The 23,775-nt window shown below is 71.3% G+C and carries 21 protein-coding genes; 9 read left to right on the top strand and 12 right to left on the bottom strand.

Translation table 11 applies throughout. The features are described 5' to 3' along the window. Positions 1–116 precede the first annotated feature (116 nt). From ACFPYL_RS10665 to ACFPYL_RS10640, 6 genes are all read right to left on the bottom strand, one after another. Positions 117–323 carry a hypothetical protein gene (locus ACFPYL_RS10665; RefSeq protein ID WP_056148899.1) on the bottom strand — a complete coding sequence of 69 codons (207 nt, stop codon included), beginning with the start codon at positions 321–323 and terminating at the stop codon, positions 117–119. Position 324: 1 nt separating this feature from the next. Next, the gene (locus ACFPYL_RS10660) at positions 325–1,260 is read right to left on the bottom strand and encodes a lysylphosphatidylglycerol synthase domain-containing protein (RefSeq protein WP_379153676.1); all 936 of its coding nucleotides are present in this window, start codon (positions 1,258–1,260) and stop codon (positions 325–327) included. After that, positions 1,257–1,979, bottom strand: a complete 723-nt coding sequence (locus ACFPYL_RS10655; RefSeq protein ID WP_379153674.1) for a class I SAM-dependent methyltransferase — start codon at positions 1,977–1,979, stop codon at positions 1,257–1,259. The genes ACFPYL_RS10660 and ACFPYL_RS10655 overlap by 4 nt, the downstream gene beginning before the upstream one ends. After that, on the bottom strand, positions 1,976–3,961 hold the full coding sequence (locus tag ACFPYL_RS10650) for a hypothetical protein (RefSeq protein WP_379153672.1): 1,986 nt from the start codon (positions 3,959–3,961) through the stop codon (positions 1,976–1,978). The genes ACFPYL_RS10655 and ACFPYL_RS10650 overlap by 4 nt, the downstream gene beginning before the upstream one ends. An 8-nt stretch (positions 3,962–3,969) precedes the next feature. Then, positions 3,970–4,890, bottom strand: coding sequence for a glycosyltransferase family 2 protein (locus ACFPYL_RS10645; protein WP_379153670.1), 921 nt, complete (start codon positions 4,888–4,890; stop codon positions 3,970–3,972). A gap of 78 nt (positions 4,891–4,968) precedes the next feature. Next, positions 4,969–6,213: an HNH endonuclease gene (locus ACFPYL_RS10640; protein ID WP_379153668.1), complete on the bottom strand. Its 1,245-nt coding sequence runs from the start codon at positions 6,211–6,213 to the stop codon at positions 4,969–4,971. 483 nt (positions 6,214–6,696) lie between these two features. Here ACFPYL_RS10640 and ACFPYL_RS10635 point away from each other — a divergent pair, with 483 nt between their 5' ends. The 3 genes from ACFPYL_RS10635 to ACFPYL_RS10625 all read left to right on the top strand — a co-directional run bounded on the left by ACFPYL_RS10635 (position 6,697) and on the right by ACFPYL_RS10625 (position 9,135). Next, entirely contained in the window at positions 6,697–6,843 is a 147-nt protein-coding gene (locus tag ACFPYL_RS10635; RefSeq protein WP_379153666.1) for a hypothetical protein, read from the top strand. A gap of 8 nt (positions 6,844–6,851) precedes the next feature. Further along, the gene (locus ACFPYL_RS10630; protein ID WP_379153664.1) at positions 6,852–7,412 is read left to right on the top strand and encodes a hypothetical protein; all 561 of its coding nucleotides are present in this window, start codon (positions 6,852–6,854) and stop codon (positions 7,410–7,412) included. Between the two features lie 244 nt (positions 7,413–7,656). Continuing rightward, the gene (locus ACFPYL_RS10625; RefSeq protein ID WP_379153662.1) at positions 7,657–9,135 is read left to right on the top strand and encodes a Fic family protein; all 1,479 of its coding nucleotides are present in this window, start codon (positions 7,657–7,659) and stop codon (positions 9,133–9,135) included. A gap of 109 nt (positions 9,136–9,244) precedes the next feature. Here ACFPYL_RS10625 and ACFPYL_RS10620 read toward each other — a convergent pair whose 3' ends face one another. The 3 genes from ACFPYL_RS10620 to ACFPYL_RS10610 all read right to left on the bottom strand — a co-directional run bounded on the left by ACFPYL_RS10620 (position 9,245) and on the right by ACFPYL_RS10610 (position 12,100). Further along, positions 9,245–10,222 (bottom strand): hypothetical protein, encoded by a 978-nt coding sequence (locus ACFPYL_RS10620; protein WP_379153661.1) that lies wholly within the window; start codon positions 10,220–10,222, stop codon positions 9,245–9,247. A 351-nt stretch (positions 10,223–10,573) separates the two neighbouring features. Further along, entirely contained in the window at positions 10,574–11,845 is a 1,272-nt protein-coding gene (locus ACFPYL_RS10615; RefSeq protein WP_379153659.1) for an NYN domain-containing protein, read from the bottom strand. A 3-nt stretch (positions 11,846–11,848) separates the two neighbouring features. Then, positions 11,849–12,100, bottom strand: coding sequence for a hypothetical protein (locus ACFPYL_RS10610; RefSeq protein ID WP_379153657.1), 252 nt, complete (start codon positions 12,098–12,100; stop codon positions 11,849–11,851). 71 nt (positions 12,101–12,171) lie between these two features. Between ACFPYL_RS10610 and ACFPYL_RS10605 the strand changes: the two genes are divergently transcribed. From ACFPYL_RS10605 to ACFPYL_RS10595, 3 genes are all read left to right on the top strand, one after another. Next, a complete protein-coding gene (locus ACFPYL_RS10605) occupies positions 12,172–13,935 on the top strand; it encodes a DEDD exonuclease domain-containing protein (RefSeq protein WP_379153655.1) in 1,764 nt (587 codons plus the stop codon). A gap of 10 nt (positions 13,936–13,945) precedes the next feature. Then, complete coding sequence (locus ACFPYL_RS10600) at positions 13,946–14,224, top strand: Lrp/AsnC family transcriptional regulator (protein ID WP_056148919.1); 279 nt, start codon at positions 13,946–13,948, stop codon at positions 14,222–14,224. A 147-nt stretch (positions 14,225–14,371) separates the two neighbouring features. Beyond that, positions 14,372–18,652, top strand: a complete 4,281-nt coding sequence (locus ACFPYL_RS10595; protein ID WP_379153653.1) for an Ig-like domain repeat protein — start codon at positions 14,372–14,374, stop codon at positions 18,650–18,652. A 4-nt stretch (positions 18,653–18,656) separates the two neighbouring features. Here ACFPYL_RS10595 and trpD read toward each other — a convergent pair whose 3' ends face one another. From trpD to ACFPYL_RS10580, 3 genes are read right to left on the bottom strand one after another with little or no spacing between them, the layout of a single operon-like run. Further along, positions 18,657–19,694, bottom strand: a complete 1,038-nt coding sequence (gene trpD / locus ACFPYL_RS10590) for an anthranilate phosphoribosyltransferase (protein ID WP_379153651.1) — start codon at positions 19,692–19,694, stop codon at positions 18,657–18,659. Continuing rightward, positions 19,691–20,110 (bottom strand): Rv3143 family two-component system response regulator, encoded by a 420-nt coding sequence (locus ACFPYL_RS10585; protein ID WP_379153649.1) that lies wholly within the window; start codon positions 20,108–20,110, stop codon positions 19,691–19,693. Before ACFPYL_RS10585 ends, trpD begins: the two co-directional genes overlap by 4 nt. A 10-nt stretch (positions 20,111–20,120) precedes the next feature. Next, a complete protein-coding gene (locus ACFPYL_RS10580; protein ID WP_379153647.1) occupies positions 20,121–21,074 on the bottom strand; it encodes a cytochrome c oxidase assembly protein in 954 nt (317 codons plus the stop codon). Positions 21,075–21,147: 73 nt separating this feature from the next. Here ACFPYL_RS10580 and ctaE point away from each other — a divergent pair, with 73 nt between their 5' ends. The 3 genes from ctaE to qcrA are packed head-to-tail and all read left to right on the top strand — an operon-like array spanning position 21,148 to position 23,774. Further along, positions 21,148–21,786, top strand: coding sequence for an aa3-type cytochrome oxidase subunit III (gene ctaE / locus ACFPYL_RS10575; RefSeq protein WP_449289709.1), 639 nt, complete (start codon positions 21,148–21,150; stop codon positions 21,784–21,786). A gap of 33 nt (positions 21,787–21,819) precedes the next feature. Next, complete coding sequence (gene qcrC / locus ACFPYL_RS10570) at positions 21,820–22,695, top strand: cytochrome bc1 complex diheme cytochrome c subunit (RefSeq protein WP_379153645.1); 876 nt, start codon at positions 21,820–21,822, stop codon at positions 22,693–22,695. Beyond that, on the top strand, positions 22,692–23,774 hold the full coding sequence (qcrA, locus tag ACFPYL_RS10565) for a cytochrome bc1 complex Rieske iron-sulfur subunit (RefSeq protein ID WP_379153643.1): 1,083 nt from the start codon (positions 22,692–22,694) through the stop codon (positions 23,772–23,774). Before qcrC ends, qcrA begins: the two co-directional genes overlap by 4 nt. Position 23,775 lies beyond the last annotated feature (1 nt).

Here is a 23,775-nt window from a genome sequence, read left to right as displayed (position 1 = left end):
CACTGTCGCCAAACTCTCCATCGGCAACGCGCCGTAAATTTGCAAGGAGTTTGTGCGCGGCCCTGCCGAATCGGGTGGCCACCTGTCACACAGGTCACATCCGCCCCACCAGTCACTCAGGCGGACTCCATGTGCGGCGGGTCCACCGGCCGCACCAGTCGCAGCGGCGGGACCAGCCCGCTCTCGGCCAGGACGTCGAGCGCGCGCTGCTCGTCGTCGTCGAAGGTCAGCTCGGGGGGTGGGCCCAGCAGCACCGTGACCACGCAGTCGTGGCAGTGCAGCCCGCGCACCTCGCAGGTGTCGCAGTCGATTCTCGTGCTCATGTCAGGAACGCTCCCAGCCGCCACCGACAGTGGGGTCCGGCACGACGGCCCTCCGGCGTGTCGCGCGCACGACTGCCCACGCGAGGAAGGCCAGGAGCAGGTCGCCGCCGGTGAGCAGCGCGCGGGTCAGCAGCGCCAGCGCCGTGGCCGTGGTGACGCCGGTGACCGGCGCGAGCAGCGCGACCAGGGTGACCTCGCGGGCACCGATGCCCGCGGGGGCGAGCACGACCAGCACGCCCACGGCGTACGCCGTCGTGAACGCCCCGGCGGCGACCGGGAAGAGGTCCACCGACGGGCTCGGGGCGAGCGCGATCATCGCGGCGGCGTAGCAGGTCCAGGTGACCGCCATCAGCCCGACGAGGACGCCGACGGCGCCGGGCGAGAGGCGCAGGTGGCCGGAGCCGCCCGCCAGCCGGGAGCCGACCCGCTCGACGACCGGGGGCGTGAGGCCGACGACGCAGCCGACGAGCCCGAGGACGACCAGCCACGTCGGCAGCCCGGGCGTCCACCAGCCGGAGACGGCGAGCATGCCGGCGACCAGGCCGGAGGTGGCGAGGTTGAGCCAGAGGAACATCAGGGAGGTGCCGACCGTGACCCGCATCGGCACGTCGAAGCCGCGGGCCAGGTCGGCGTGCGCGCCCATCGACCAGACGGAGCCGGGGATGTACTTGCCGAGCTGGCCCACGAAGAAGACCCGCTGGCCCTCCCCCGGCGGCATCCGGTGGCCGTAGCCGGCGAGCAGGCGCAGCCAGGCGACGCTGGTGACCAGCAGCCCGGCCAGCACGAGTGCCGCGGCGACCACGAGCCCGACGACCGACGTGCGGTGCACCGTGTCGAGCAGCTCGCCGCCGCGGTCGTGCAGGCCCCAGAACGCGAACCCCAGGACGGCCGCCAGGAAGACCCAGCGGAGCACGTCCATGAGCCGCCCGCGGGTCATGCGGACACCTCGCGGCGGGGTACGGCGATCACGGCGGTCCGGGTGGGGTAGGGCAGCGACGGCGTGACGCCGCGGGTCCAGGTCACGTGCAGCCGCGTCCCGAGCGCCTCGATGGCGTCGCGGTAGCGGGCCCGGTCGACGTTGTCGAAGAGGATCAGGCCGCCGTCCGCGAGCCGGTCCAGGGCGCGCACCAGGCACGCCTCGCGGGCCCGGCCGTCGATCACGATCAGGTCGAACTCGCCGTCGACCCGGTCGATCGCGTCGGCGTACGCCGTGAAGTCGAGGCCCGCGAAGCCCGGCTTGGCGGAGGTGACCCCGCCGGGGCCGCGGCGCGGCTCGACGACGAGGAGGTGCACGTTGTCGAGGTCGCGCGCGCTCAGCTCGCGGGCCATCCGGCCGCCCCAGGCGGCGTCGTGCTCGATGCTGGCGACCGCCGCCGCCCGGGTCGCGAGCCACAGCGTCGAGGCGCCGGACCCCCACTCCAGCACCCGGGCCCGCGGGCGGGTGCGGAGGAAGTCGTCGACGACGTCGATCGCGTCGAAGGTCCACCAGGGCACGCCGAGGCGGAACATGTCGTCGGCGTCGTAGACCGCGAGCAGCGACCGCACCCACAGGCCGCTGCGGGACCGGCCGGCCGCGCGGTCGAGGACGGCGAGAACGCCGGTCGCCGCGAGCACCGAGCGCAGCGTGTGCACGGACCAGACGTAGAGACGCTTCACCGGACGGTCCCCTCCTCGAGCTGCAGGCCGAGCACCCGGACGTCGTGGTCGGCGTCGCGCACCCGGACCAGCAGCCGCCCCTCGCCGTCCTGCGCCGCGAGCGCGGCCGGGACGGCGGCGCGCAGCGTCGAGCCGTCGCCCGCGACGGGCACAGCCTCGCCGTTGACCTCGAGGCTGACGCCGTGGCCACCCTCGACGTCGAGCACGACGACCAGGTCCCCGCCGCGCGCCCACTCCGGCAGCGTGAAGCCGATCTGCCCCGACTCCCGCGACAGCCCGACGCCCGGCTCCACGTGGCCGCCGCTCCAGCCGCCCAGCAGGGCCGAGCCGCCGTTGCCGTCGCTGGTGAACCGCAGCCCGCCGGCCGGGTAGTCGGTCGTGACCAGGTCGCAGGTCGCGACGTACGACATCGTCATGGTGCGCCACCACATCCGCCGGGTGACGTCGGCGACGCGGGTGCAGTTGGCGCCGATCCGGTCGACGCCGCTCATCACGGCGAGGAACTCCGTCTCGGGCGCGGGCCAGGTGCCGCTGCGCAGGCCGTCGTACGGCGCGAGCGGGCCGATCGGGTCCGTCGTGCAGTCCTCGTGGCCGTCGTTGGACCAGCGCATGAAGTCGGCGCCAGACCCGTTGGGCTGACAGGTCACCCAACCGCCCTGCGGCACCTCGGGCGCGAGCTCGCGGACGCTCGTGCGCCAGTAGTCGGTCGGCAGCTCGAAGTCGGCCCAGTGATCGGCGACCGTCGGCGCGAGCAGCATCGCGGGCACCGTGCGGACCGTGTAGTTGTAGGGGAACACCTGGGCCTGCACCACCACCGGCACGACCAGGGCCGCACCGACCAGCAGCGGGACGGAGACGCGCAGCCAGGTACGTCGCTCCCCCGCCACCGCACCGAGCAGCACGGCTGCGCCGACGGTCGCGAGCACCGCCAGGGCGGGGTAGGCGAAGAGCAGCTGGCGCAGGCCGTTGTAGAGGTTCGAGCCCCGCACGATCGAGAGCACCGGCAGGGTGAACGCCTGGAGCAGCACCAGGGCGAGCACGACCCGGCGGGTGTCGGTGCCCTGCCGTCCGACCCAGAGCCGGCGGACGGCGACCGCGGAGCCGAGGCCACCGAGCAGCAGCAGGAGCGTCGGTACCTCGGCGAGCAGGAAGACCGGGATGTACCACCGGCTCACGCTGCGGTCACCGAACCGGGAGGACTCGAGGACCGAGCCGAGCAGGGCGTCGGCCGGGGTCGCGAACGGCGCGGGGTAGACGACCGCGACGACCCCGACGGCCACGACGAGCGCGGCCCCGATCGTGAGCGCCCCCGAGAGCCGACGTCCGCGCGGGAGGAACACGGCGGCGACCACGGCGGCCAGGGCCAGGCCTGGCCAGATGCCCGGGCGGGTGCCGGCGGCCAGCACGATGCCCGCCACGACGGTCGCCGCGCCGGCGAGCGCCGTACGCCGTCGGGGGGCGACCACGACCACGGCCAGCCCGAGCGTGGTCAGCGTGTAGCCGGTCGCGACCGGCACGTCCTTGACGTTGAACATCGCGTGCCCGGTCCACGCCGGCATCGCCGCGAGCGCCGCGGCCGCGAGCAGGCCCCACGACCACCGGTGCAGCACCAGCCGGGCCAGCGTGGCGGCCGCGGCCAGGCACCCGAGCGAGAGGAGGCCGAGGCCGAGGTGGCGCGCGGCGTACGCCGTCGCGGTGGCCGAGACCTCCCCGGAGCCGTCGGTGCCCGCAGCCAGGGACCACAGGTGCAGCAGGCTCATCGTCACCGGTGCGTAGACGAACTGCTGGTCCTCCCACGGCCCGGGCTTGCCGTCGAGGAGGTCACCGTTGAGGAGGTACCAGCCCGGTCCGAGGTAGTTGCGCATCCGCAGCACGTGGTAGGTCTCGTCCCACGAGACCCCGGTCCGCCACCCGCCCACGAAGACCATCACCGTCGTCACGGCCAGCACCGCGACGCCCACCGCGAGCAGTGGGCGCGGCACCCCCGACGTCACGCGCGTTGGCCCAGTCCGCGGTTGCGGGCGTGCACCACCATCTCGGCGAGCAGGCCGAAGAGCGTGAGCTGGAGGCCGACCATCACCATCAGGACGCCCGCGATCAGCAGCGGCCGGTCGCCGATCGGCTCGCCGAGCACCTTGACGACGGTCAGGTAGCCCAGGGTGAGCATGCCGAGCAGGAGGCTGGCCATGCCGACCGCGCCGAAGAGGTGCGAGGGCCGGTTCTCGTAGCTGAGCAGGAAGCGCACCGTGATCAGGTCGGCGAAGCCGCGCCAGAAGCGGGCCAGGCCGTACTTGCTGGACCCCGACATCCGGGCGTGGTGCTCCACCGGCACCTCGGCGACCCGGTAGCCCATCCCGTGCGCGATGACGGTGAGGTAGCGGTGCATCTCGCCGTACAGCATCGGCGAGACGTCCTCCGCCACGGCGGCGCGCATCACCTTGTAGCCGGAGTTGAAGTCGCGACCCGGCGCGCCCGAGAGCAGCGCGGTCGTGCGGTTGTAGAGGCGCGAGGTCGTGCGCTTGACGAAGCGATCGCGGCGCACGAGCCGGGCCCCGGTCACGAGGTCGGCGCCCGCGTCGATCTCCGCGAGGAGGCGGCCCAGCTCGGCGGGGTCGTCCTGGCCGTCGGCGTCCATCATCGCGACGACGTCGGCGCCCCCGTCGAGGGCGCGGCGGAAGCCGCGCTGGAGCGCCGGTGCCTTGCCGAGGTTGTGGCGCAGCGTCTCGAGCTCGAGGCCCGCGTGCTCGGTCATCAGCTCGATGACGACCTTGCTCGTGTCGTCGCGCGACCCGTCGTCGACGACGAGCACCCGCCCCTGCGGGTCGAACGCCGTCACCTCGTCGAGGAGCCGTGGCAGCAGGACCCGCAGGTTGTCGGCCTCGTCCAGCGCCGGAAGTACGACCCAAAGCACGCTCGCATGCTCGCGACCAGGGATGAACGAACCGTGAGCGACGTGTGGCGTGTCGGTGGCCGCTCCGGGGCGTGTTCCTCAGGCCGCGGCGTACGCGATCCGGATGACCGCAGGCGTCGGTGCCCGGGGTGCCCCGCTGGTCTGCCGGTGTCCCGTCGGCAGGCAGGTCTCGATGGTGTGCAGCTCGCCCGGACCGGTGACGTCTCGCGCACGCCAGCCCGCGCTCTGCTTGAGGTGGTTGCACTGCTCGCAGAGTCCCTGGCCGTTGCCGGCGGTCGTGGCTCCGCCCCTTGCGTGGTCGCGGACGTGGTCGTGATGTCGGATCGGGGCGTCGCACCACGGGCTGCGGCAGGTCCGGTCACGTACCTCCAGGAACTGCCCGAGCGCCCTCGGGAACGTCCGCGAACGAGAGTCCATGGCGACGAGCGCGCCTGTCTCCGGCCGTGCGTAGACCCGACGCAGCGCCACCGTCGCCTCGGCGAGCGCCGTCTTCGTGAGGTCCCTGGCCGTCTCGGCGGTCACCGGCCCGTAGTCCTGCAGCCAACCGGGCTCGACTCCCCCACCCAGCAGCGTCTGGTCGGAGACGACCAAGGCGACCTGGACCGGCACCGCCTCGGCGGTGGCCTGGCCGGTGACGCGCTCGACCAGCACGTCGGCCATGATCTGGCCGCGACTGCGGGGATCGCCGGCGACTCTGGCTCGGTCGGCAGCGCGCCTCAGGGTGGCCCAGACGGCGATCCCCTGCGTGGCCGGGAGCAGGGCGGACAACCGGGCCATGACGTCGGGCGCTGGGCGCAGCGTGACCCGTCGGTCGGCCGCAGCAAGCGAGCGACGCTCGACGACGGCCCGCGCGTCGAGCTCTGCCACCAGACGGCGGGCCTCCTCGCTCACCCTGCGGTCGCCCCAACCGTCGAACGGGTAGCGGCCTGACTCGTCCGGGGCGCACAGCCGCTCGTCGAGCGTCGCGCGGTCGGCCGGCTGCAGGCAGGCACTCTCGCGCGCGATCAACGTCGCCCGCCACTCCGAGAGCACACCCGCCCGCATCGCCGCCAACGTCCAGGGCAGCTCGGCCGTCAGCGCCTTCGCCAGCCCGACCAGGCGGGTCGCCCGAGCGGGCGACACCCGCCGCGCGTACGCCACTAGTCCTGCCGCGTCGTCGGGCCGCCGGGCCGCAAGCCAGGCGGTCAGTCGCGCCTGCTCCGCCTGCGCGGCCGCCACCTGGTCCTCGAGCGCCCGAATCCGGTCGACCAGCTCGCGCGCAGCCACGTCGACGGCAGCGACGTCGTCGCGCTGCCGTCCTCGTGAGTGCGTCGTGGTGGTCATGGAAGCAACTCAACCAGAGCCCACCGACAGTCCCGTGGGACGCGTTTGTGCAGGTCAGCGGCCTGGGCGGTATGAGGTCCGTCGGAGATGCCGCGCTCAAACGCGGCGGAGTGACGCGCAGCGTCGGGGCTGAGCGAAAGGGGCAGATGAGCGCTCTCGGAGCGGCTGGTAGGCAGAAAGGCTAGAACCATGGACTCAGCGAAGGTCATCTAGCGGGTCATCGTCGCTGGAGCCCCTGGGCGGGGTCGTGACGCGACCGATTCTCGTCACCACGTGTTGATCGCCGACAACCCGTCCGGAGCCGCATGAGCAGACTGGCGCTGCCAATGAGCGGTGACCTCACCCAACCAGATCGGCACGCACTTGCGAGCGCGCGCGGGCAACGCGCTCGTCCATCAACACCGCATTGTCGGCCAACCGGCCTACTGTGTTCGCAGCGGAGCAGCCCCGCCCCCAGCCCAAGCCTTCACCGAGGGAGAAGCTATGAGCAAGAAGGACGAGCCGACCGACCGACCGGACAACACCTCGGAGAACGAGCCACCGCGACCCACGATTGCGGACTACGACTCAGTGCCGTTTTCCAACGACGAGAAGGGCATCAATTTCAGCGCAATCGAGACCGACGACTGACCACACGCGTGAGCGATAAGGATTCAGCAGCCGGGTCGGCGAACTCGAAGCCTCCGCAGTCCGACGAGGGGAACGAGTTCGCGCTGTTCGTCAGCGACGAGCTCGACTTCGAGATGCGACGGGCCGACCGGGCCGAGGCACAGGGGCAACGCTTGCTGACCGCATCGTCAACCCTGGTCACTCTTGCCTTCGCAGGGTCAGCGCTCGTGACTAGCCGGTCAGGATTCGAGCCCCCACGCATGTCACTGTGGGCCATGGTCCCTGCAACGCTCTTCCTGCTTGCCGGCGCTGGGCTGGGCCTGCGCGGGAGCAGGGTCACGACCATCCAGCGAGCCTCGATCGCGCTTCTTCGTAGGTGGGACACCGAGCCTCCGACCATGTGGAAGGCGACCTCAGTCGGGGCGCGAACTGCCATCACGGCCGCCAAGATCACCGCTTTGGATTCCCTCCGCCAGGCGAACAACGCGAAGATGAAGTGGGTCATCTGGGGAGGACGCGCGCAGGGCGCTGGCCTCGTCTTCCTGACTCTGGCGAGTCTGGCCATATTGCTCCACGCCGCCAAGAGTTGACGGATTCGGTTCCTTAACTACTGCAATGACCGCCGGTTCTCGGAAACACCATCGTACGGAGCTCTTGCGGTGAAGAGAGGCATGCCGCGGTGGCGTCGCGCCAGATCTGGAGTTGCGATCTGTAGGCAAAGATTGGCCCTCTACGAGACCAGCATCGTCCGACGGGCCCTAGCCGGGACGCACCGGCGCCACGGCAGTGGAAATGGGCGCATTTCAAACATCCATTCGCCCTATCTTGGTCTGGGTGACGGCTCCGACATCTGACTCAAACGACGTGCCGTTCCTTGAGGTACTCAATGGCACGCCATACTCGTTGCCCTCCGAAGCAGCGCCGGCCCTGGTCGAGATGACCAAGCGGCTTCGGAATGTTCGTCGGGGACTCGACAGAGCCATTGAGCAGGCTCGCCGCATGGGTCTGATTGCAGAACTCGATCGGGCGCACGCCGTGTTCACCGTGTTCGAGTCCAACAGTCTCGAGTTCGAAGGGCCTGACCTCGCGGGAACCCTAGACGCTATCGAGTCGACCGAAGGGCAGGCTGTCATACGAAGCCTGAACGCAAACCTGCTGCCCGAAGTGCTGAGGCGCGATCCGGAAGCATTCGCCGCGATTGGGTTAGAGATGGCGCGTGTCGTGGCCAACCGGTATGTCCGAGCCGGCAACAGAGGCATGTCGCAGTCGGACCTACGGTCACTTCACTCCATCGTCGTTAAAGGGTCCTGGTACGCAGGCCAGTACCGATCCTTCGACGCCGCGATCGCCGACAGCCTGCACAAGCCTTTCCCGACCTACGCTATCCCTCAAGCGATGGGTGATTACGCCGCGTGGTCACAGAAGGTATTCAGTCAGGACCTCGCAATCCTCCGAGCAGCGATCGGACATGCCTGGTTTACGCACGTGCATCCGTTTCAAGACGGCAACGGTAGAGTCGCGCGCCTTACCACCAACGTGATGCTGGGTCAGGACGGCCTGCCCCCTGCGATCGTGAAAGCTAGGTCGCAGCGTGGGCAATACCTCGCGGCGTTGTCGCACTCTGACGAGGGCGGCGACATCCTTCCGCTGACTGGCCTGTTCCTCGACACAGTTGAGCGCTACATCGGCGAGCTCCGCAAGCCTCGTGTGTTCCAGAAGATGTTCAACGAGATTGTGCAGCGCCGCGGCGACAGCTACTTCGAATGGTACCGCTCTTGCGTTCGAGACTTCTTGGAGCGTTTAGGGACCGAGCTCGCCCTCAGTAACCTCACGCTTCACCCGATCGACGAGGTAACGCGCGAGGTTTTCAACCAGTTGCGCCGCGATGCCGCCCGTGATGCCGGCTCTCCGGCGGTCCTGATGGCGATCGTGACTGACGACAACGGACAGGAGTTGGCGCTCTATCAGACCCGGACGGCCACCCCGCCCTCGCGGACTCTTCAGCGCCCGGAAGACGAGGAGGCGGTTCCTGCCATCAGGTTCGCGCTGCGAAATGCTCCGTACAGTCTGTCTCCGTGGCGCCGTGCCAGGGCAACCGAGGTGCACGGTCTCCAGCGCGTATGGGTGCAGCCTGATCGTCCAGTTCGGTTGTTCATCGATGGCCTGGAAGGACAGACGCAGCAGTCTGTAATGACCGGTGTCCCGGAACTCGCAGACCGGATCGCGCGTGCTTTCGCAGGTGAGTTCATGGTCCCGCGGGAGTACCACGGGTCCAGCCGTTGGATGTCTCGAGTGAATGGTGGACCTGGGTGACAGGGTCGCCCTGACCGACAGACCAACTGGTATCCCTTCGTCTGTCCGCAGGGCAACGTTTGAGTGCGGCCAAGGATGCAGGCGGTGAAGGAAATCGACGATGGTCTGCTCAGTCGCCTTTGCTCGTCATCGCCGAGATCAGTCCCGCTCCCCCGGGCGACTCGATGATCGTACGGTCCGAATTGCCCGACAAGTAGCCGGTCTCCTCGCTCAAGAACACCGACTGCACTAGTTCGCCGACGACGATGTTGCGGGCGTCGTCGGTTGTCACCGCCGCCTGCAGGAGCCCGAAGGTGTTGAGCGCGTTCTCGCGCCGCTTGTTCAGGACCTCCAGGTGCATGTTCACCCGGTAGTTGCGGACGCAGAACGCGACCGCGAAGCCCGCGATCGACAGCACGACGAGCCGAGACACCGTGTGGCGGGCGACCTCTAGCCACTGGGTCGACGTATCGGCGGAGTCGTAGTCGGGCGGCCAGACGAAGAGGAATGCCACCGTCAGCAATGTGAGGACGACCGCGGCTACAACCGCGACCGCGAGGAACGTCTTCGCCGATTCGGCGTGGCTCGCTGCCTGGTCCTTGTAGAAACGCGAGAGGTCAGTCGCTGCCGTGCTCGCACTCGCCGACGCGAGCGCGGTCTGCTGCTTCTCAACCTGATCGCGGAGGGTTACCAGGGCGTCGGCCGCGTCGGAGGCGGTGGAGGTCGCGCTCGCGGCCTCGTCGAGGGCCTGTTGCAGCGTCTGCTCGTCGGTTCGGATGTACGGCACCAGCGTCAGCACCCGGTCCTTCAGCTCGCGCGCCTGCCGCTCGATCTGCCCGCGCGCCTGGACGAGATTGTCCTGTCGCGGACCGTAGGCGCGCATAAGGTCAAGCAGGTTGCTCAACTGGTCCCCGAAAGACCCGCCGACGATCTCACCCAGGATTACCCCAGGGATGAGGTCGTGCTGCACCCCCTCCGCGCGCTCCAGGACGCGCCGCGCGATCCGCAGGGCGTCCACCGCGTCACGCAGGCTCAGGTCTCCCATATTGTCGGCCGCGAGGCGCGCCAGTTCGTTCTCCGACAGGAGTTCGATGATCTGCTCAAACACTCGTCCGCCTTCCCCGCGAGCGCCCCGAGCGAGCGCGCCCCGATGCTGGCATAGCGCGGCGACGTCCGGCGGTGAAACCGTCGACTGGCCCAGGGTTTGCGCGTGACCGGAGCCAACCCGCGCCTGGTCCTGGGCTCGTCGTCGGAGGGCCGTGAGATGGCGCGCCACCTCCAGGCGGAGTTGTCCGCCGATGTCGTCGAGATCGTGCGTTGGGACCAGAGCGTGTTTGAGGCGGGGTGGCTAAACCCTCGGCTCCTTGCTGGCCAAGGCCTGCGTCTTAGTGGGCGGAATGCCACGGTCCCCAATCGCCCACGACGTACCGCGACGGACGCCTGAGCATCGGACCCTGCGCTACCGAGCAAGCAACGCCAGCAACGCGTCCGGGTCGACCACCCGGGCGCCGTCGCGGCCGACGTCGGTGGCCACCTCGCGGTCGGCGGTGACGACCAGCACCACCCGGCCGGTCGGCTCGACGGAGACCAGGTCGCGGATGACGTCGTCGGCGATCACGCCGCGCGGGCTGTAGAGCACGCGCACACCGCGGGGTGCGACGACGGGCGGGCGGTGGTCGGTCTCGGCGGCGTCGAAGACGACCGTCGTCTCGACGCCGGTGCGGGCCACGACGGCGGCCAGCCCACCGGCCAGCCGGTTGCGCTGGGCCTCGAGCGACGAGCTCGGCCAGGCCCGCTTGCTGACGTTGTAGCCGTCGACGATCAGCCGGGCCCGCGGCATCGCGAGGTACTGCTCCAGCAGGCCGGGGTCGGCCGCACCGAGGGCGCCTGCCGAGCTCGGGGTGCGTACGCCGGCGGCCGCGACCTCCGCCTCGACACGATCGGCCGGCGAGCCCTCGACGGTGGGCAGCCCGAGCTCGCGGCGCAGCCCGGTGGCGGCGTCGATCACCGACTCCAGGAGCAGCCGGGCGCGCATCGTCACCTCGTCCCGCTCGGCCTTCGCGTCCCGCCGGGTCTGGGCCGTGTCGGCCTCGCGGCGCTCGACCTGCCCGCGCAGCTGACGGTTCTCCTTCTCGAGCGCGGCGACGCGGGACTCGCCGTCGGCGCGCACCCGGTCGAGCTCCGCCTCCGCCCGCTCGGCACGCGCCGTCGACTCACGCTCGGCGGCACGGGCCTCACCCAGCCGGCGCCGCAGCGACGCGTGCTCTGCCTGGTGCTCGGCGCGGAGCTCGTCCTCGCGCTCCTGCTGCGCGGAGCGGAGCTCGCGCGCCGTGTGCTCCGCGTCGGTCAGCCGTCGCCGCAGCCGGTCCAGCTCGCGGTCACGGGCGTCGCCGGCCGCGGTCGCCTCCTCGATCCGGGCGAGCCGCCCCGCGACGAGCTCCACCCAGCCGTCCGGCCGGGTGAGCCAGGCGCGGGCGACCACGCCGACGTCGTCGCCGTCGTCGGGATCGGGACGCGCCGCGACCTGGACGGCCACCCGCTCGCGGACCTCGTCGTCGGCCAGCGCCTCGGCGATGGCGCTCGCCCCCAGCCGGGCCCGGCGGGCGGGCGCGAACGCCGCCACCCGTCGTACGGCGGGGGGCAGCGTGGGCACGTCGGGCAGCACGTCGGCCGCCTGCGCGACGACGCGGGTGCGGACCGGCTCGGGGAGCTCGGCGAAGGTCGTGACCACGAGTCAGCTCGTCTCGAGGTCCGCGGTCTCGTGGCGGGCGACCAGCTCGATCGCGTCGGAGCGGCCGCACCACCGGCAGGTCACCTGCTCGATCGACTCGGCGCGCACCTCGGTCTCCTCCACCCGGTGCTCGCCGGCGAGGTCGAAGTGCCAGAACTCCGTCGTACGGCGGGTCCGGGTCACGTCGAAGCGGGTCAGGTTGCCGCAGCCGCCGCAACGCCAGCGGCTCCCGGCGTCCGGAACCGTCGTGGCCATGGGGCCACCCTACGGCCGGGTCCCCGCGCGGCGCCGCAGGATTGTCGGTGGCCGCCTCTAGCGTCGCGGACATGAGCAGTTGGGAGGTGCAGCGCAGCTTCGACGAGCTGGGCCGCCCGCTGCGGGACATCACCTTCTGCGTCGTCGACCTCGAGACGACCGGCGGGTCCGCCGAGGGCGGCTCGATGATCACCGAGATCGGCGCGGTGAAGGTCCGCGGCGGCGAGGTGCTCGGGGAGTTCCAGACCCTGGTCAACCCGCGCACCGACATCCCGGCGTTCATCGCGGTGCTCACCGGCATCACCAACGGCATGGTCTCCGACGCGCCGCCGATCGAGTCGGCGCTGCCCGCCTTCCTGGAGTTCGCCGCAGGGTCGGTGCTGGTCGCCCACAACGCACCCTTCGACGTCGGCTTCCTGCGCTACTTCGCCGACCAGCAGGGGCGGGCGTGGCCGGCGTTCGAGGTGCTCGACACCGCCAAGCTGGCGCGCCGGGTGATCACCCGCGACGACGCGCCCAACTGCAAGCTCTCCTCGCTCGCCAAGGCCTTCAACTCGCCGACGACGCCCAACCACCGCGCCCTCGAGGACGCCCGCGCGACCGTCGACGTGCTGCACGGGCTGATGGAGCGCCTCGGCGGCGTCGGCGTGCACACCCTGGAGGAGCTCCAGACGTTCTCGTCGCGGGTCACGACCGCGCAGCGCCGCAAGCGGCACCTCGCCGAGGGGCTCCCGCACGCCCCGGGCGTCTACCTCTTCCGCGACGACCGGGCCCGGGTGCTCTACGTCGGCACGTCCCGCGACCTGCGCAGCCGGGTGCGCTCCTACTTCACCGCGTCCGAGACCCGCTCGCGGATGGGCGAGATGGTCGGGATCGCCACCGTCGTCGACGGCATCGAGTGCGCCACCGCGCTCGAGGCGGAGGTTCGCGAGCTGCGGCTGATCGCCGAGCACAAGCCGCGCTACAACCGGCGCTCGCGGTTTCCCGAACGGGTCCACTTCGTCAAGCTGACCCGCGAGCCCTGGCCGCGGCTCTCGCTGGTGCGCCGCGTCCTCGACGACGACGCCGACTACCTCGGCCCGTTCTCGTCGAAGAAGACGGCCGAGAAGTGCCTGGCCGCCCTCCACGACACCTTCCCGATCCGCCAGTGCTCCGACCGGATCTCGCGCAAGCCCGGTGCCGGCCGCAGCCCCTGCGTGCTCGCGGAGATGGGTCGCTGCCTGTCCCCGTGCGACGGCAGCGTCGACGAGACGACGTACGCCGCCGTGGTGCGCCAGCTGCGCGACACGCTGCTCCGCGACCCCGACGAGGTGGTCGACGCGATCAACGCCCGGATGGCCACGCTGGCCGACGACGAGCGCTTCGAGGAGGCCGGCCACCACCGCGACCGGCTGGCCGCGTTCGTGCGCGCGGCGGCCCGCACCCAGCGGCTCTCCGCGCTGACCCGCTGCCCCGAGGTCGTCGCCACCCGCCGCAACGACGCCGGGCGGTGGGAGGTCCACGTCGTCCGCTTCGGGCGGCTGGCGGCGGCCGGCGTGATCCCGTCCGGCGCCGACGCCGTCGACTACGTCGCTTCCCTGCGGCTCTCGGCCGAGACCGTCCGCACCGGCCCCGGCCCGGTGCCCGCGGCGACCGCGGAGGAGACCGAGAAGGTGCTGCGCTGGCTGGAGTCCCCCGGCATCCGTCTGGTCGACGTCGACGGCGAGTGGACCTGCCCGGTCGCCGGGGCGACCCGGCACCTCGCCGTGCACGACGCGGTCAACCAGTCGCGGCTGTCGCTGGTGCCGTTCTCCGAGCGGCGCGAGCTCACGACCGTGCACCAGCCCACGAGATAGGGTCCGAGGCGTGATCACCGCCATCGTCTTCGTCAAGGCCGACGTCGCCCGCATCCCGGAGGTGGCCGAGGCCATCGCCGCCCTCGACGGGATCAGCGAGGTCTACTCGGTGACGGGCCAGATCGACCTGATCGCGCTGGTCCGGGTCCGCGACCACGACGACGTCGCCTCGGTGGTGGCCGACAAGCTCAACAAGGTGCCCGGCGTGCAGGCGACCGAGACGCACATCGCCTTCCGTGCCTACTCCAAGCACGACCTCGAGTCGGCGTTCTCGCTCGGCCTCGACTGATCCTCCGCACCTCCGGCGGCGCGGGGTCGGCCAAACGGTCAGACCCCGTGGTCGGCGCGGGTCATCTTCGGCCTCCGGGGGCAGCCGGGAGGCCTCCTCCCCACCTACGCTCGCACGACTTCGACCGGTGGAAGCTGGAGGAACGTCGTGCTCGCTCGAGGAGTGCACGCCCGGGTCGCCGCTGTGGTGGCGACGCTGTTGTTGCTGACCGCCCTGGGCGGTCCCGCCCCTGCGGCGGCCGCCCCGCCGGCGCCGACCGGCCTGGCCCCGGCCACCGGCGACGTCGTCGACGGCACCCCGGTGTTCAGCTGGGACCGGGTCCCCGACGCCACCGGATACGAGGTCGACATCTCGGCCCGTGACGACTTCGCGACGAAGCTCGTGGGGACGATCTCCACCGTCAACCGCCGTGCCACGCCGACGGTGCAGCTGCCGATGACCGACCTCTACTGGCGGGTGCGGGCGAAGGGTGCCAGTGGCAACAGCGAGTGGTCGACCGCGCACTTCTCGCGCAGCCGGATCGCGGGCCCGATGCTGGCCGCGCCCGCCGACGGCGAGCAGCTCGACCCGCCCGACGAGCCGGCCGTGCTGCGCTGGAACCCGGTCTCGGGAGCCACGGCGTACACCGTCGAGATCGACCGCGGCCCGGACCCCGACTGGGTCGGGACCGTCTCGGGCTCGACGAAGACCACGTCGTACACCCCGGGCCCGCTGGCCGGCGGCAGCTGGTCGTGGCGGGTGACCGCGACGCTCGGCGACGGCCAGCTGACCTACCCGTCGCAGGTGCGGTCGTTCACCGTCGGCGAGCTCGCCGACGTGACCGTGACGCTGCCGGCCGAGGGCCAGGACCTCGAGGACGTGGTCCTGGACTGGGACCCCGTGCCCGGGGCGGTGCGCTACGACCTGCGGGTCAGCACCGACGAGCAGTTCCCGGCCAACAGCATCATCGACGACCGCACGGTCACCGGGACCCGCTACTCCCCCGCGGAGACGTACGACGTGGCGGCGTACTGGTGGCAGGTCCGTGCCGTCGACGCGCTCGGCGCCGCCAAGCTCTGGGGGGCGGTGCAGAAGCACGCGTTCACCCGCAGCTGGGACGAGCTGCCCACGGGGGCCGGCCACGGCACCGACCCCAACCCGGTGCCCGACCTCGACGGCGCCCCGCGCCTGGTCTTCCCCGCCAACGACCTGGCCACCGCCGTCACCGGCGACATCTACTTCCAGTGGACGCCGGTGCGGCACGCCACGAAGTACCAGCTCGACGTCGGGACCGACATCAACTTCTCGCCCAACACGTTCCGCTCGTGCACGACCAGCCACACGACGTTCACGCCGATCATGGTCAAGGACACGGCGTGCCTGCCCACGCTCAACGGGCCGACCTACTGGCGGGTGAAGGCGCTCGACGCGCCCGCCGGCGTCCAGGGCCACTTCTCGGCGATCCGGGGGTTCCGCTACTCCCGCGACGACGTGCCGCTGATCAGCCCCTCCAACGGCGACGTGGTGAAGGTGCCCACGCTGCGGTGGGAGTCCGTGGCCGGCGCCGAGAGCTACCGGGTCACGATCACCTCGAAGAACGGCGGTACGACGAGCACCACGACGTACTCGACCTCCTGGACGCCGCCGGCGGCGCTCACCGCGGCGGAGAGCCCCTACCGCTGGACCGTCGCGGCCGTCGACTACAAGGACGTCGTGACACCCCTGCCGCTGACCGGCAGCGAGCCGACGTTCAGCATCTCAGGAACCCCGCCGACCTCCGCCGCGGCCCCGCTCGCACCCCTCGACCAGGGCGCGCCGGCCACCGGACGGTCGCCCGCGCTGCGCTGGGAGCCCTACCCGGGCGCCGACCACTACCACCTCTTCATCGGTCCGGCCGGCACCGGCACCCTCACCCAGGTCGACGGCGAGTTCCACTACCCCGCCGCCACCGACACCAGCACGGGCTCGATCGCGGGCGGCGACTACGTCTGGCGGGTCCAGGCGATCGGCAGCGGCGAGAGCGTGCTCGCCACCGGCGCGCTGGGCAACTTCACAGTCACCGACGCCGCTCCGGTCACCGGCCAGCAGATCGCCCTCAAGGGCACCAGCCTGGACTCCGAGAGCACGTGCACCTACAGCCTGCTCGACCAGCCGGCCGCACGCACCTGCCCGGCCGTCCCGGGCACCCCGGTGCTCGACTGGGAGCCGGACGCGAACACCGCGTTCTACATGGTCTACGTCGCGCGGGACCGGAACTTCCAGAACATGGTCTACGGCGTCTACTCCAAGCCGAACACGATCCCGCGGACCTTCGACTCCCGGTGGATCGACGTCGAGACCCTCGCGGAGAGCCAGGCCGGCTTCCCCTACAACTGGTACATCCGGCCGTGCAAGGCGACCACCGTGTGCGCCCCTGACCCCACCCTGGCCAACCACGCGTTCGAGAAGCGCTCGAGCCCGGTCACCCTCCAGGCGGTCACCAGCACTGCGAACGACATCACCTTCAGCTGGCAGCCCTACCTGGCCACCAACCAGGCGGCCGCGCCGTACGCGCTGACCGGGGAGCGCTCCGACCAGGAGGCGCGCACCTACCAGCTCCAGGTGTCGGACTCGATCGGCTTCGACCACCTCATCGACGACGTCGACGTCGACCAGTCGACCTACACGGCCTCGTCGAAGATGTACCCGGAGGGCAACCTCTACTGGCGGGTGCGGGCGATCGACGGCGACGTCCAGGCGCTGCCGTGGAGCACGCCGCAGACGCTGCTCAAGAGCTCCCCGCGCCCGGCCGCCACGAGCCCGACCGGGACGGTCACGTCGAGCGAGGCGTTCCGGTGGACGGCGACGCCGTTCGCCGCCAGCTACGACCTCGAGGTCTACAAGAACGCCGACACGGCTGCCTCCCCGACAAACCTGGTCCTGACCAAGACGCAGGTGAAGGAGGCGGCGTACGCCCCGACCACGCCGCTGACCCCGGGCGTGGACTACGTGTGGCGGACCCGCCGGGTCGACACGAGCGGCAACAAGGGCGCCTGGAGCGACTGGGCGTCCTACCGGGTCGACGGCACGGCGCCGGTCCTCGAGCTCCCGGCCGCCGGGGCGACGGTGCCCACCGCCGAGGCGCTCTTCACCTGGCAGCCGGTCGCCGGCGCCACGACGTACCGCTTCGAACGACGCGACACCGCGACGGCCACGGTCCGGGAGAGCTTCGCGACCGCGGCCCTCGCCTGGGCCCCGACCGGCAAGCTGCCGTCCGGTGCCTGGCAGTGGCGGGTCACCTCGCTGGACGCGGTCGGCGCGCCGATCGCGTCGTCGGCCTGGCGCGACGTCACCGTGCAGGGCGGCCCCGCGGCGCTCCAGGCCCCGGTGATCACCGGCTCGGGCACGGTCGGCGAGCTGCTGCACGCGACCGAGCCGACCTGGGACGTCCCGGACGTCGTGACGTCCTACCAGTGGCTCCGCAACGGCGCCGCCATCTCCGGGGCGACCAGCGTCGACTACGAGGTGATCGCGGCCGACGTCGGCAAGAGCGTCTCGGTCCGCGCGACCGGGTCGCGCGCCGGTTACGACCCGACCACCGCGACCAGCAACGCGATCACCGGCGTGCTCGGCCCGACGGCCTCGGCCGTGACTCCCCCGGTGCTGGACGGCACCGGCCAGGTCGGTACGACGCTGGTCGGCACCCTGCCGACCTGGGACCAGCCGCTGGTCACCACGTCGTACCGCTGGCTGCGCGACGGCGCGGCCGCCGGCTCGAGCTCGCTGTCCTACGCCGTGCGTGACTCCGACCTCGGCAAGACGATCGTGCTCGAGGTGACGGGTCGCAAGACGGGCTACCTGGACGCGGTCGTGACGACCGCCGCGGTCGTCGTGACCCCGGGAGCGGCCGTGGCCCCGACGCTCGCACCGACCCTGACCGGACCGGCGAAGGTCGGGCAGCGATTGACGGTGCACAGCGGCACCTGGGGCTCGGGCATCCGCTTCAGCTACCAGTGGCTGCGCAACGGCAGCCCGATCTCCAACGCGACCGACAACTCCTACACACCCGTCGCAGCCGACGCCACCCGCTCCCTGAGCGTCGCGGTCACCGGCGCCCGGACCGGTTACCAGAGCGGCACCGTGACCACGGGAGCGGTGACGGTCGCCCGGATGACGTCGTCGACCAGGATCTCCCTGCCCGCCTCCACCGTCACCGCGCGGGCCGGGAAGAAGGCCACGGTCCGCGCGACCGTGAGCGTCACGGTCGTCGGCTGGTCCGCTCCCACCGGTCAGGTGCGCGTGCTCGACGGCAAGCGGGTGATCGCGAAGGGGAAGCTGCGCAGCAACGGCACCGTGAAGGTCGTCCTCAAGGGTCTGCGGAGGGGCAACCACCGGCTGGTCGCGACGTACGACGGCACCACGGCCGCCGCGCGGAGCAGGTCGACCGTCCGGGCGCTGCGGGTGATCTGACCGGTCAGCCGGCGGAGGCGGCGACCCAGCGCTCGAGCGACGCCCGGGCGGCACCCGAGTCGACCGCCTCGGTCGCCCGGACGAGTCCGGCTGCCAGAGCCGTCTGCGGGTCCTCGCCGGGGGTGTCGTGGACGGCGAGCGCGGCGGCGGCGTTGAGCAGCACGGCGTCGCGCACCGCGCCGGTCTCGCCGTCGAGGAGGCGGCGTACGACGTCGGCGTTGTGGGCCGCGTCGCCGCCGCGCAGCGCGTCGGTGGTGCCCCGCGCGATTCCCAGCTCGGCCGGGTCGACGGTCGACTCGGTGACCCGACCCTCGTGCACCCGCCAGACCCGCGAGGTCGTGGTCGTCGTCAGCTCGTCGAGGCCGTCGTCACCGCGGAAGACCCAGGCGTCGACGCCGCGGCCGGCGAACACGCCCGCCATCACGGGCGCCTGGCCGAGGTTGGCGCAGCCGATCGCCTGGGCGCCGGCCTTGGCCGGGTTGGTCAGCGGGCCGAGCAGGTTGAAGGTGGTGCCGATGCCGAGCTCGCGGCGGGGCACGGCAGCGTGCCGCATGGCCGGGTGGAAGGTCGCGGCGAAGCAGAACGTGATGCCGGCGACCTCGGCGACCTCGGCCACCCGGGCGGGCGGCAGGTCGAGCCGGATGCCGAGCTGCTCGAGCACGTCGGCCGAGCCGGACTTCGACGACGCGGAGCGGTTGCCGTGCTTGACGACCCGCGCGCCGGCGCCGGCGGCCACGATCGCGGCCATCGTGGAGATGTTGACCGACATCGAGCGGTCGCCGCCCGTGCCGACGATGTCGAGCAGGCGGCCGGAGATCGCGAGCGGCGTCGCGACGGCGTACATCGCGTCGACGAGGCCGAGGACCTCGTCGATCGTCTCGCCCTTGGCGCGCAGCGCGACGGCGAAGCCGGCGATCTGGGCGGGCGTCGCCTCACCGGACAGCAGCTCGCCCATCGCCCAGGCGGCCTGCTCCGCGCTCAGGTCAGAGCCGGCGACGAGCGAGCCGAGGACCTCCGCCCAGCTCGTCCGAGGTTCGCTCACGTGCTGGCGGGCACGCGCGAGCGCAGCAGCGACACGACCGTCTCGGCCAGCTGGATCGGGTCCAGCGGGTGCGGTACGGCGCCCTCGGCCCGCGACCACGTGGCGAGCCAGGCGTCCTGCGGGCGACCGGTCAGCACGACGACCGGCGGGCACTGGTAGATCTCGTCCTTGAGCTGCTTCGCGATGCCCATGCCGCCGGCGGGCACGGCCTCGCCGTCGAGGATCGCGAGGTCGATGGTGCCGGCATCCATGTTCTGGATGACGACCGGCTCGGTGGCCACCTCGACGTACTCGAGCTCGGGCAGGTCGGGGTGCGGCCGGCGGCCGAGCGCCAGGATGACCTGCTGGCGGGTGTTGACGTCGTCGCTGTAGACGAGCACCCGCAGGGGCTCGGTCCGGGAGGTCGAGTCGCTCACGTCCGCGACCTTACCGCTCGGCGTCGCCCGCGCGGGCCGATGCCGCCCGTTCTCGCGCCTCGAGCAGGTCGAGGCGCCGGTCCTCGCGCTTGGCCTCCTGCATCGACTGGCGCACCCACTGGGTGAAGAGCACCCCGAAGAGGATCAGCGCGACCAGGTCGCCCGAGCCCCAGAGGATGCCGCCGGCGAGGTGCTGGTCGTCGAGCGGCGCCGGCAGCCACGAGCCCATCGGGCCGTCGTGGAGGGCGTTGTAGTGGTCGCCGCCGATCACGTCCTCCTCCGACATGATCGTGACGCCGAGGAACGCGTGGAACGGCAGCGTCAGGACCACGAGCAGCATCCGGAAGGGGTAGCCGACCTTGCCGGGGATCGGGTCGACGCCGACGATCGGCCAGAAGAAGAGGCAGCCGACCAGCACGAGGTGGAGGTGCATCATCTCGTGGAGGTACGTCGAGTCGAGCGTGGCCGGGTACCAGCCGGAGAAGTAGAGCGCCCACGGCGAGACGACGTAGAGCAGGAACGTCAGCGGCGGGAAGGTGAGCACCTTCGCGACCCGCGAGTGCAGCACCACCAGCAGCCAGCGCCGGGGTGCGGCGGGCAGCGTGCGCAGCGCGAGCGTCACCGGGGCGCCCAGCGCGAGCGCCATGGGCACCAGCATCGACAGGATCATGTGCTGGACCATGTGCACGCTGATCAGCGTGTCGTCGTACGTGCCGAGGCCGGAGGCGGTCGCGAAGTAGAAGAAGCCCATCCCGGCCGGCACGAAGGCGATCGTGCGGCCCACCGGCCAGCGGTCCCCGCGGCGGTGCAGGGTGACGACTCCCCAGATGTAGAGGCCGGCCACCCAGATGGTCAGGACGAACGCCACCGGCTGGAGCGACCAGCCGGTGAAGACGGTCCCGAGGGTGAACCGAGGGAGGTTCTCGGCGGCGTCGAGGGCGGTCACGACCGCGGGAAACAGCACGTTGTGAACTTTATGACGGCGAAACGCAGGGGGTCGGGGTGCCCTCCCCCTCAGGTCACGACATAATGACGTCGTGGCGACAGCAACAGCGATCCCAGCCTCCCGTCTGCACGGGCACCACGACCGGCCGAGCATGGTCTCGGTCGGCACGATCATCTGGCTCTCCAGCGAGCTGATGTTCTTCGCGGCCCTGTTCGCGTCGTACTTCACGATCCGAGCGGTCAGCCCCGAGCTGTGGGCCGACAACACGGCGATCCTGAACGTGCCGTTCGCCTCGGTGAACACCACGATCCTGGTGCTGTCGTCGCTGACCTGCCAGCTCGGCGTGTTCGCCGCCGAGCGTGGTCAGGTGGGCCGTGCCGGCTCGGTCTTCAACGTCAAGGGCTGGGGCCTGCGCGAGTGGTTCGTGCTCACCTACGTGATGGGCGCGATCTTCATCGCCGGCCAGGCCACCGAGTACGCCTCGCTCGTCAAGGAGGGCGTCACGATCCAGGACTCGGCCTACGGGACGATGTTCTACCTGACCACCGGTTTCCACGGCCTGCACGTGACCGGCGGTCTGATCGCCTTCCTCTTCGTCCTGGGCCGCACCTTCGTCGCCCGCAAGTTCACCCACGAGCAGGCGGTGAGCGCCATCGTCGTGTCGTACTACTGGCACTTCGTCGACGTGGTGTGGATCGGGCTCTTCGCCACGATCTACCTCGTCCAGTAGCTCCCGAGCCGACCGACCAAGCAAGGACTCAATGTGCGTCTCCTGAATCGATCCGCAGGTCGACTCTCGCGGCACCGCCGTGGCCCGCTGGCGAGCGTGCTCGTGATCATCGCGGGCCTGCTGCTCACCGGCGGCATCTTCACCGCCGTCGTCAACACCACCGCCTCGGCCGACGAGACCTCCTCCAACTCGGAGCTGGTGTCCCAGGGCCGTGACCTGTTCCTGGTCAGCTGCGCCTTCTGCCACGGCCAGAACGGCGAGGGCATCCGCACCGAGAACGGCAACCAGATCGGCCCGCCGCTGGTCGGCGTCGGCGCCGCCGCGGTCGACTTCCAGGTCGGCACCGGCCGGATGCCGCTGGTGCAGCCCGGCGCCCAGGCGCCGACGAAGCCGGAGACCTTCGACGACGACGAGATCGCCGCGCTGGCGGCGTACGTCGCCTCGCTGGGCCCCGGCCCGGCGATCCCCGACGAGAGCGACTACAGCATCGCGGGGCTCTCCGACGAGGAGCGGCAGGCGGCGATCACGCGGGGCGGTCAGATCTTCCTGACCAACTGCACAGCGTGCCACAACTTCGAGGGCTCGGGCGGCGCCATGCCGCACGGCGGGTACGCCCCCAACCTGCACGAGACCAGCGCCCGCCACATCTACGAGGCGATGCTGACCGGCCCGTCGAACATGCCGAACTTCGCCAACGGCAACCTCTCGCCCGACGAGAAGCGCGACGTGATCGCCTACCTCTACTCGCTGCGCGAGATGCCCAGCTACGGCGGGTTCGGGCTCGGCGGCCTCGGACCCGTGACCGAGGGCCTCGCGGCCTGGCTGCTCGGGATCGGCCTCCTGGTCGGTGCCGCGGTCTGGATCGCGGCCCACACCACCCGTACGACCAAGAAGAAGGTGGACGCGTGAGCACCCCGCCCGTCACCGACGGCCACGACGAGCCGGTCGACGAGAACCTGCCGGCCCGGGACGATCTCTACGCCAACCCTGGTCTGCACGAGCACCAGTGGCGGCCGACCGACGTCGATCCCAAGGCGGAGAAGCGCGCGGAGCGTCAGGTCGCCGCGCTGTTCACGCTCTCGGCCCTGTGCACGGTCGGACTGCTGGTCGCCTACTTCACGGTCGACGAGGATGACACGGTCGGCAACCTGGGAGCGCAGAACCTCGCGTTCGGCCTGCTGCTGGCCGGAGCGCTCCTCGGCATCGGCGTGGGCATCATCCAGTGGGCCCGCAAGCTGATGGCGGACGTCGAGATCGTCGAGTACCGCCACCCGGCGTCCTCCTCCGACGAGGACCGCGCGGCCACCGTCGAGGCGCTGAACCAGGGCCTCGAGGAGTCCGGCATCGGCCGCCGTCCGCTGGTGCGCAACTCGCTGCTCGGCGCGGTCGGCCTGCTCGGCCTGCCCGCGATCGTCTTCCTGCGCGACCTCGGCCCGACCAATGCCCAGGTCGTCGCCAACCCGCCGTTCCCGGGATCGGGTCTCGAGCACACGCTCTGGGAGAAGGGGATGCGCGTCGTCCGCGACGTCGTCGGCACCCCGATCCGACCCTCGGACCTGGAGATCGGCGACCTCGTCAACGCCGAGCCCGAGGCGCTGTTCAACGGCGGCGAGGACGGCGAGCCGCTGGAGGGCGTCGCTCTCCAGGTCGGCAAGTCCAAGGGCGCGGTGGTGGTGGTGCGCGTCGAGCCCGACGAGATCATCCCCGGCAAGGGCCGGGAGAACTGGTCGGTCGACGGCATCCTGTGCTACTCGAAGATCTGCACCCACGTCGGCTGCCCGATCTCGCTGTACGAGCGCACGACGCACCACCTGCTGTGCCCGTGCCACCAGTCCACGTTCGACCTCTCGGACTCCGCCCGGGTCGTGTTCGGCCCGGCCGCACGTCCCCTGCCCCAGCTCGCGCTCGCGGTCGACGACGAGGGTTATCTCGTCGCGCAGAGCGACTTCTCCGAACCCGTAGGACCTAGCTACTGGGAGCGTGGCTGAT

The organism is Nocardioides hankookensis, from assembly GCF_042658885.1.
Lineage (GTDB): Bacteria > Actinomycetota > Actinomycetes > Propionibacteriales > Nocardioidaceae > Nocardioides > Nocardioides hankookensis.
Note: the sequence above shows the minus strand (reverse complement) of the source record. Positions and strands in the feature narration are given on the sequence as shown.

Bases quoted from the DNA above. Each gene is read 5' to 3' on its own strand.
- ACFPYL_RS10635 (WP_379153666.1), top strand. From the start codon at position 6,697: ATGAGCAAGAAGGACGAGCCGACCGACCGACCGGACAACACCTCGGAG.
- ACFPYL_RS10665 (WP_056148899.1), bottom strand. From the start codon at position 323: ATGAGCACGAGAATCGACTGCGACACCTGCGAGGTGCGCGGGCTGCAC.
- ACFPYL_RS10605 (WP_379153655.1), top strand. From the start codon at position 12,172: ATGAGCAGTTGGGAGGTGCAGCGCAGCTTCGACGAGCTGGGCCGCCCG.
- ACFPYL_RS10640 (WP_379153668.1), bottom strand. From the start codon at position 6,213: ATGACCACCACGACGCACTCACGAGGACGGCAGCGCGACGACGTCGCT.
- ACFPYL_RS10610 (WP_379153657.1), bottom strand. From the start codon at position 12,100: ATGGCCACGACGGTTCCGGACGCCGGGAGCCGCTGGCGTTGCGGCGGC.
- ACFPYL_RS10660 (WP_379153676.1), bottom strand. From the start codon at position 1,260: ATGACCCGCGGGCGGCTCATGGACGTGCTCCGCTGGGTCTTCCTGGCG.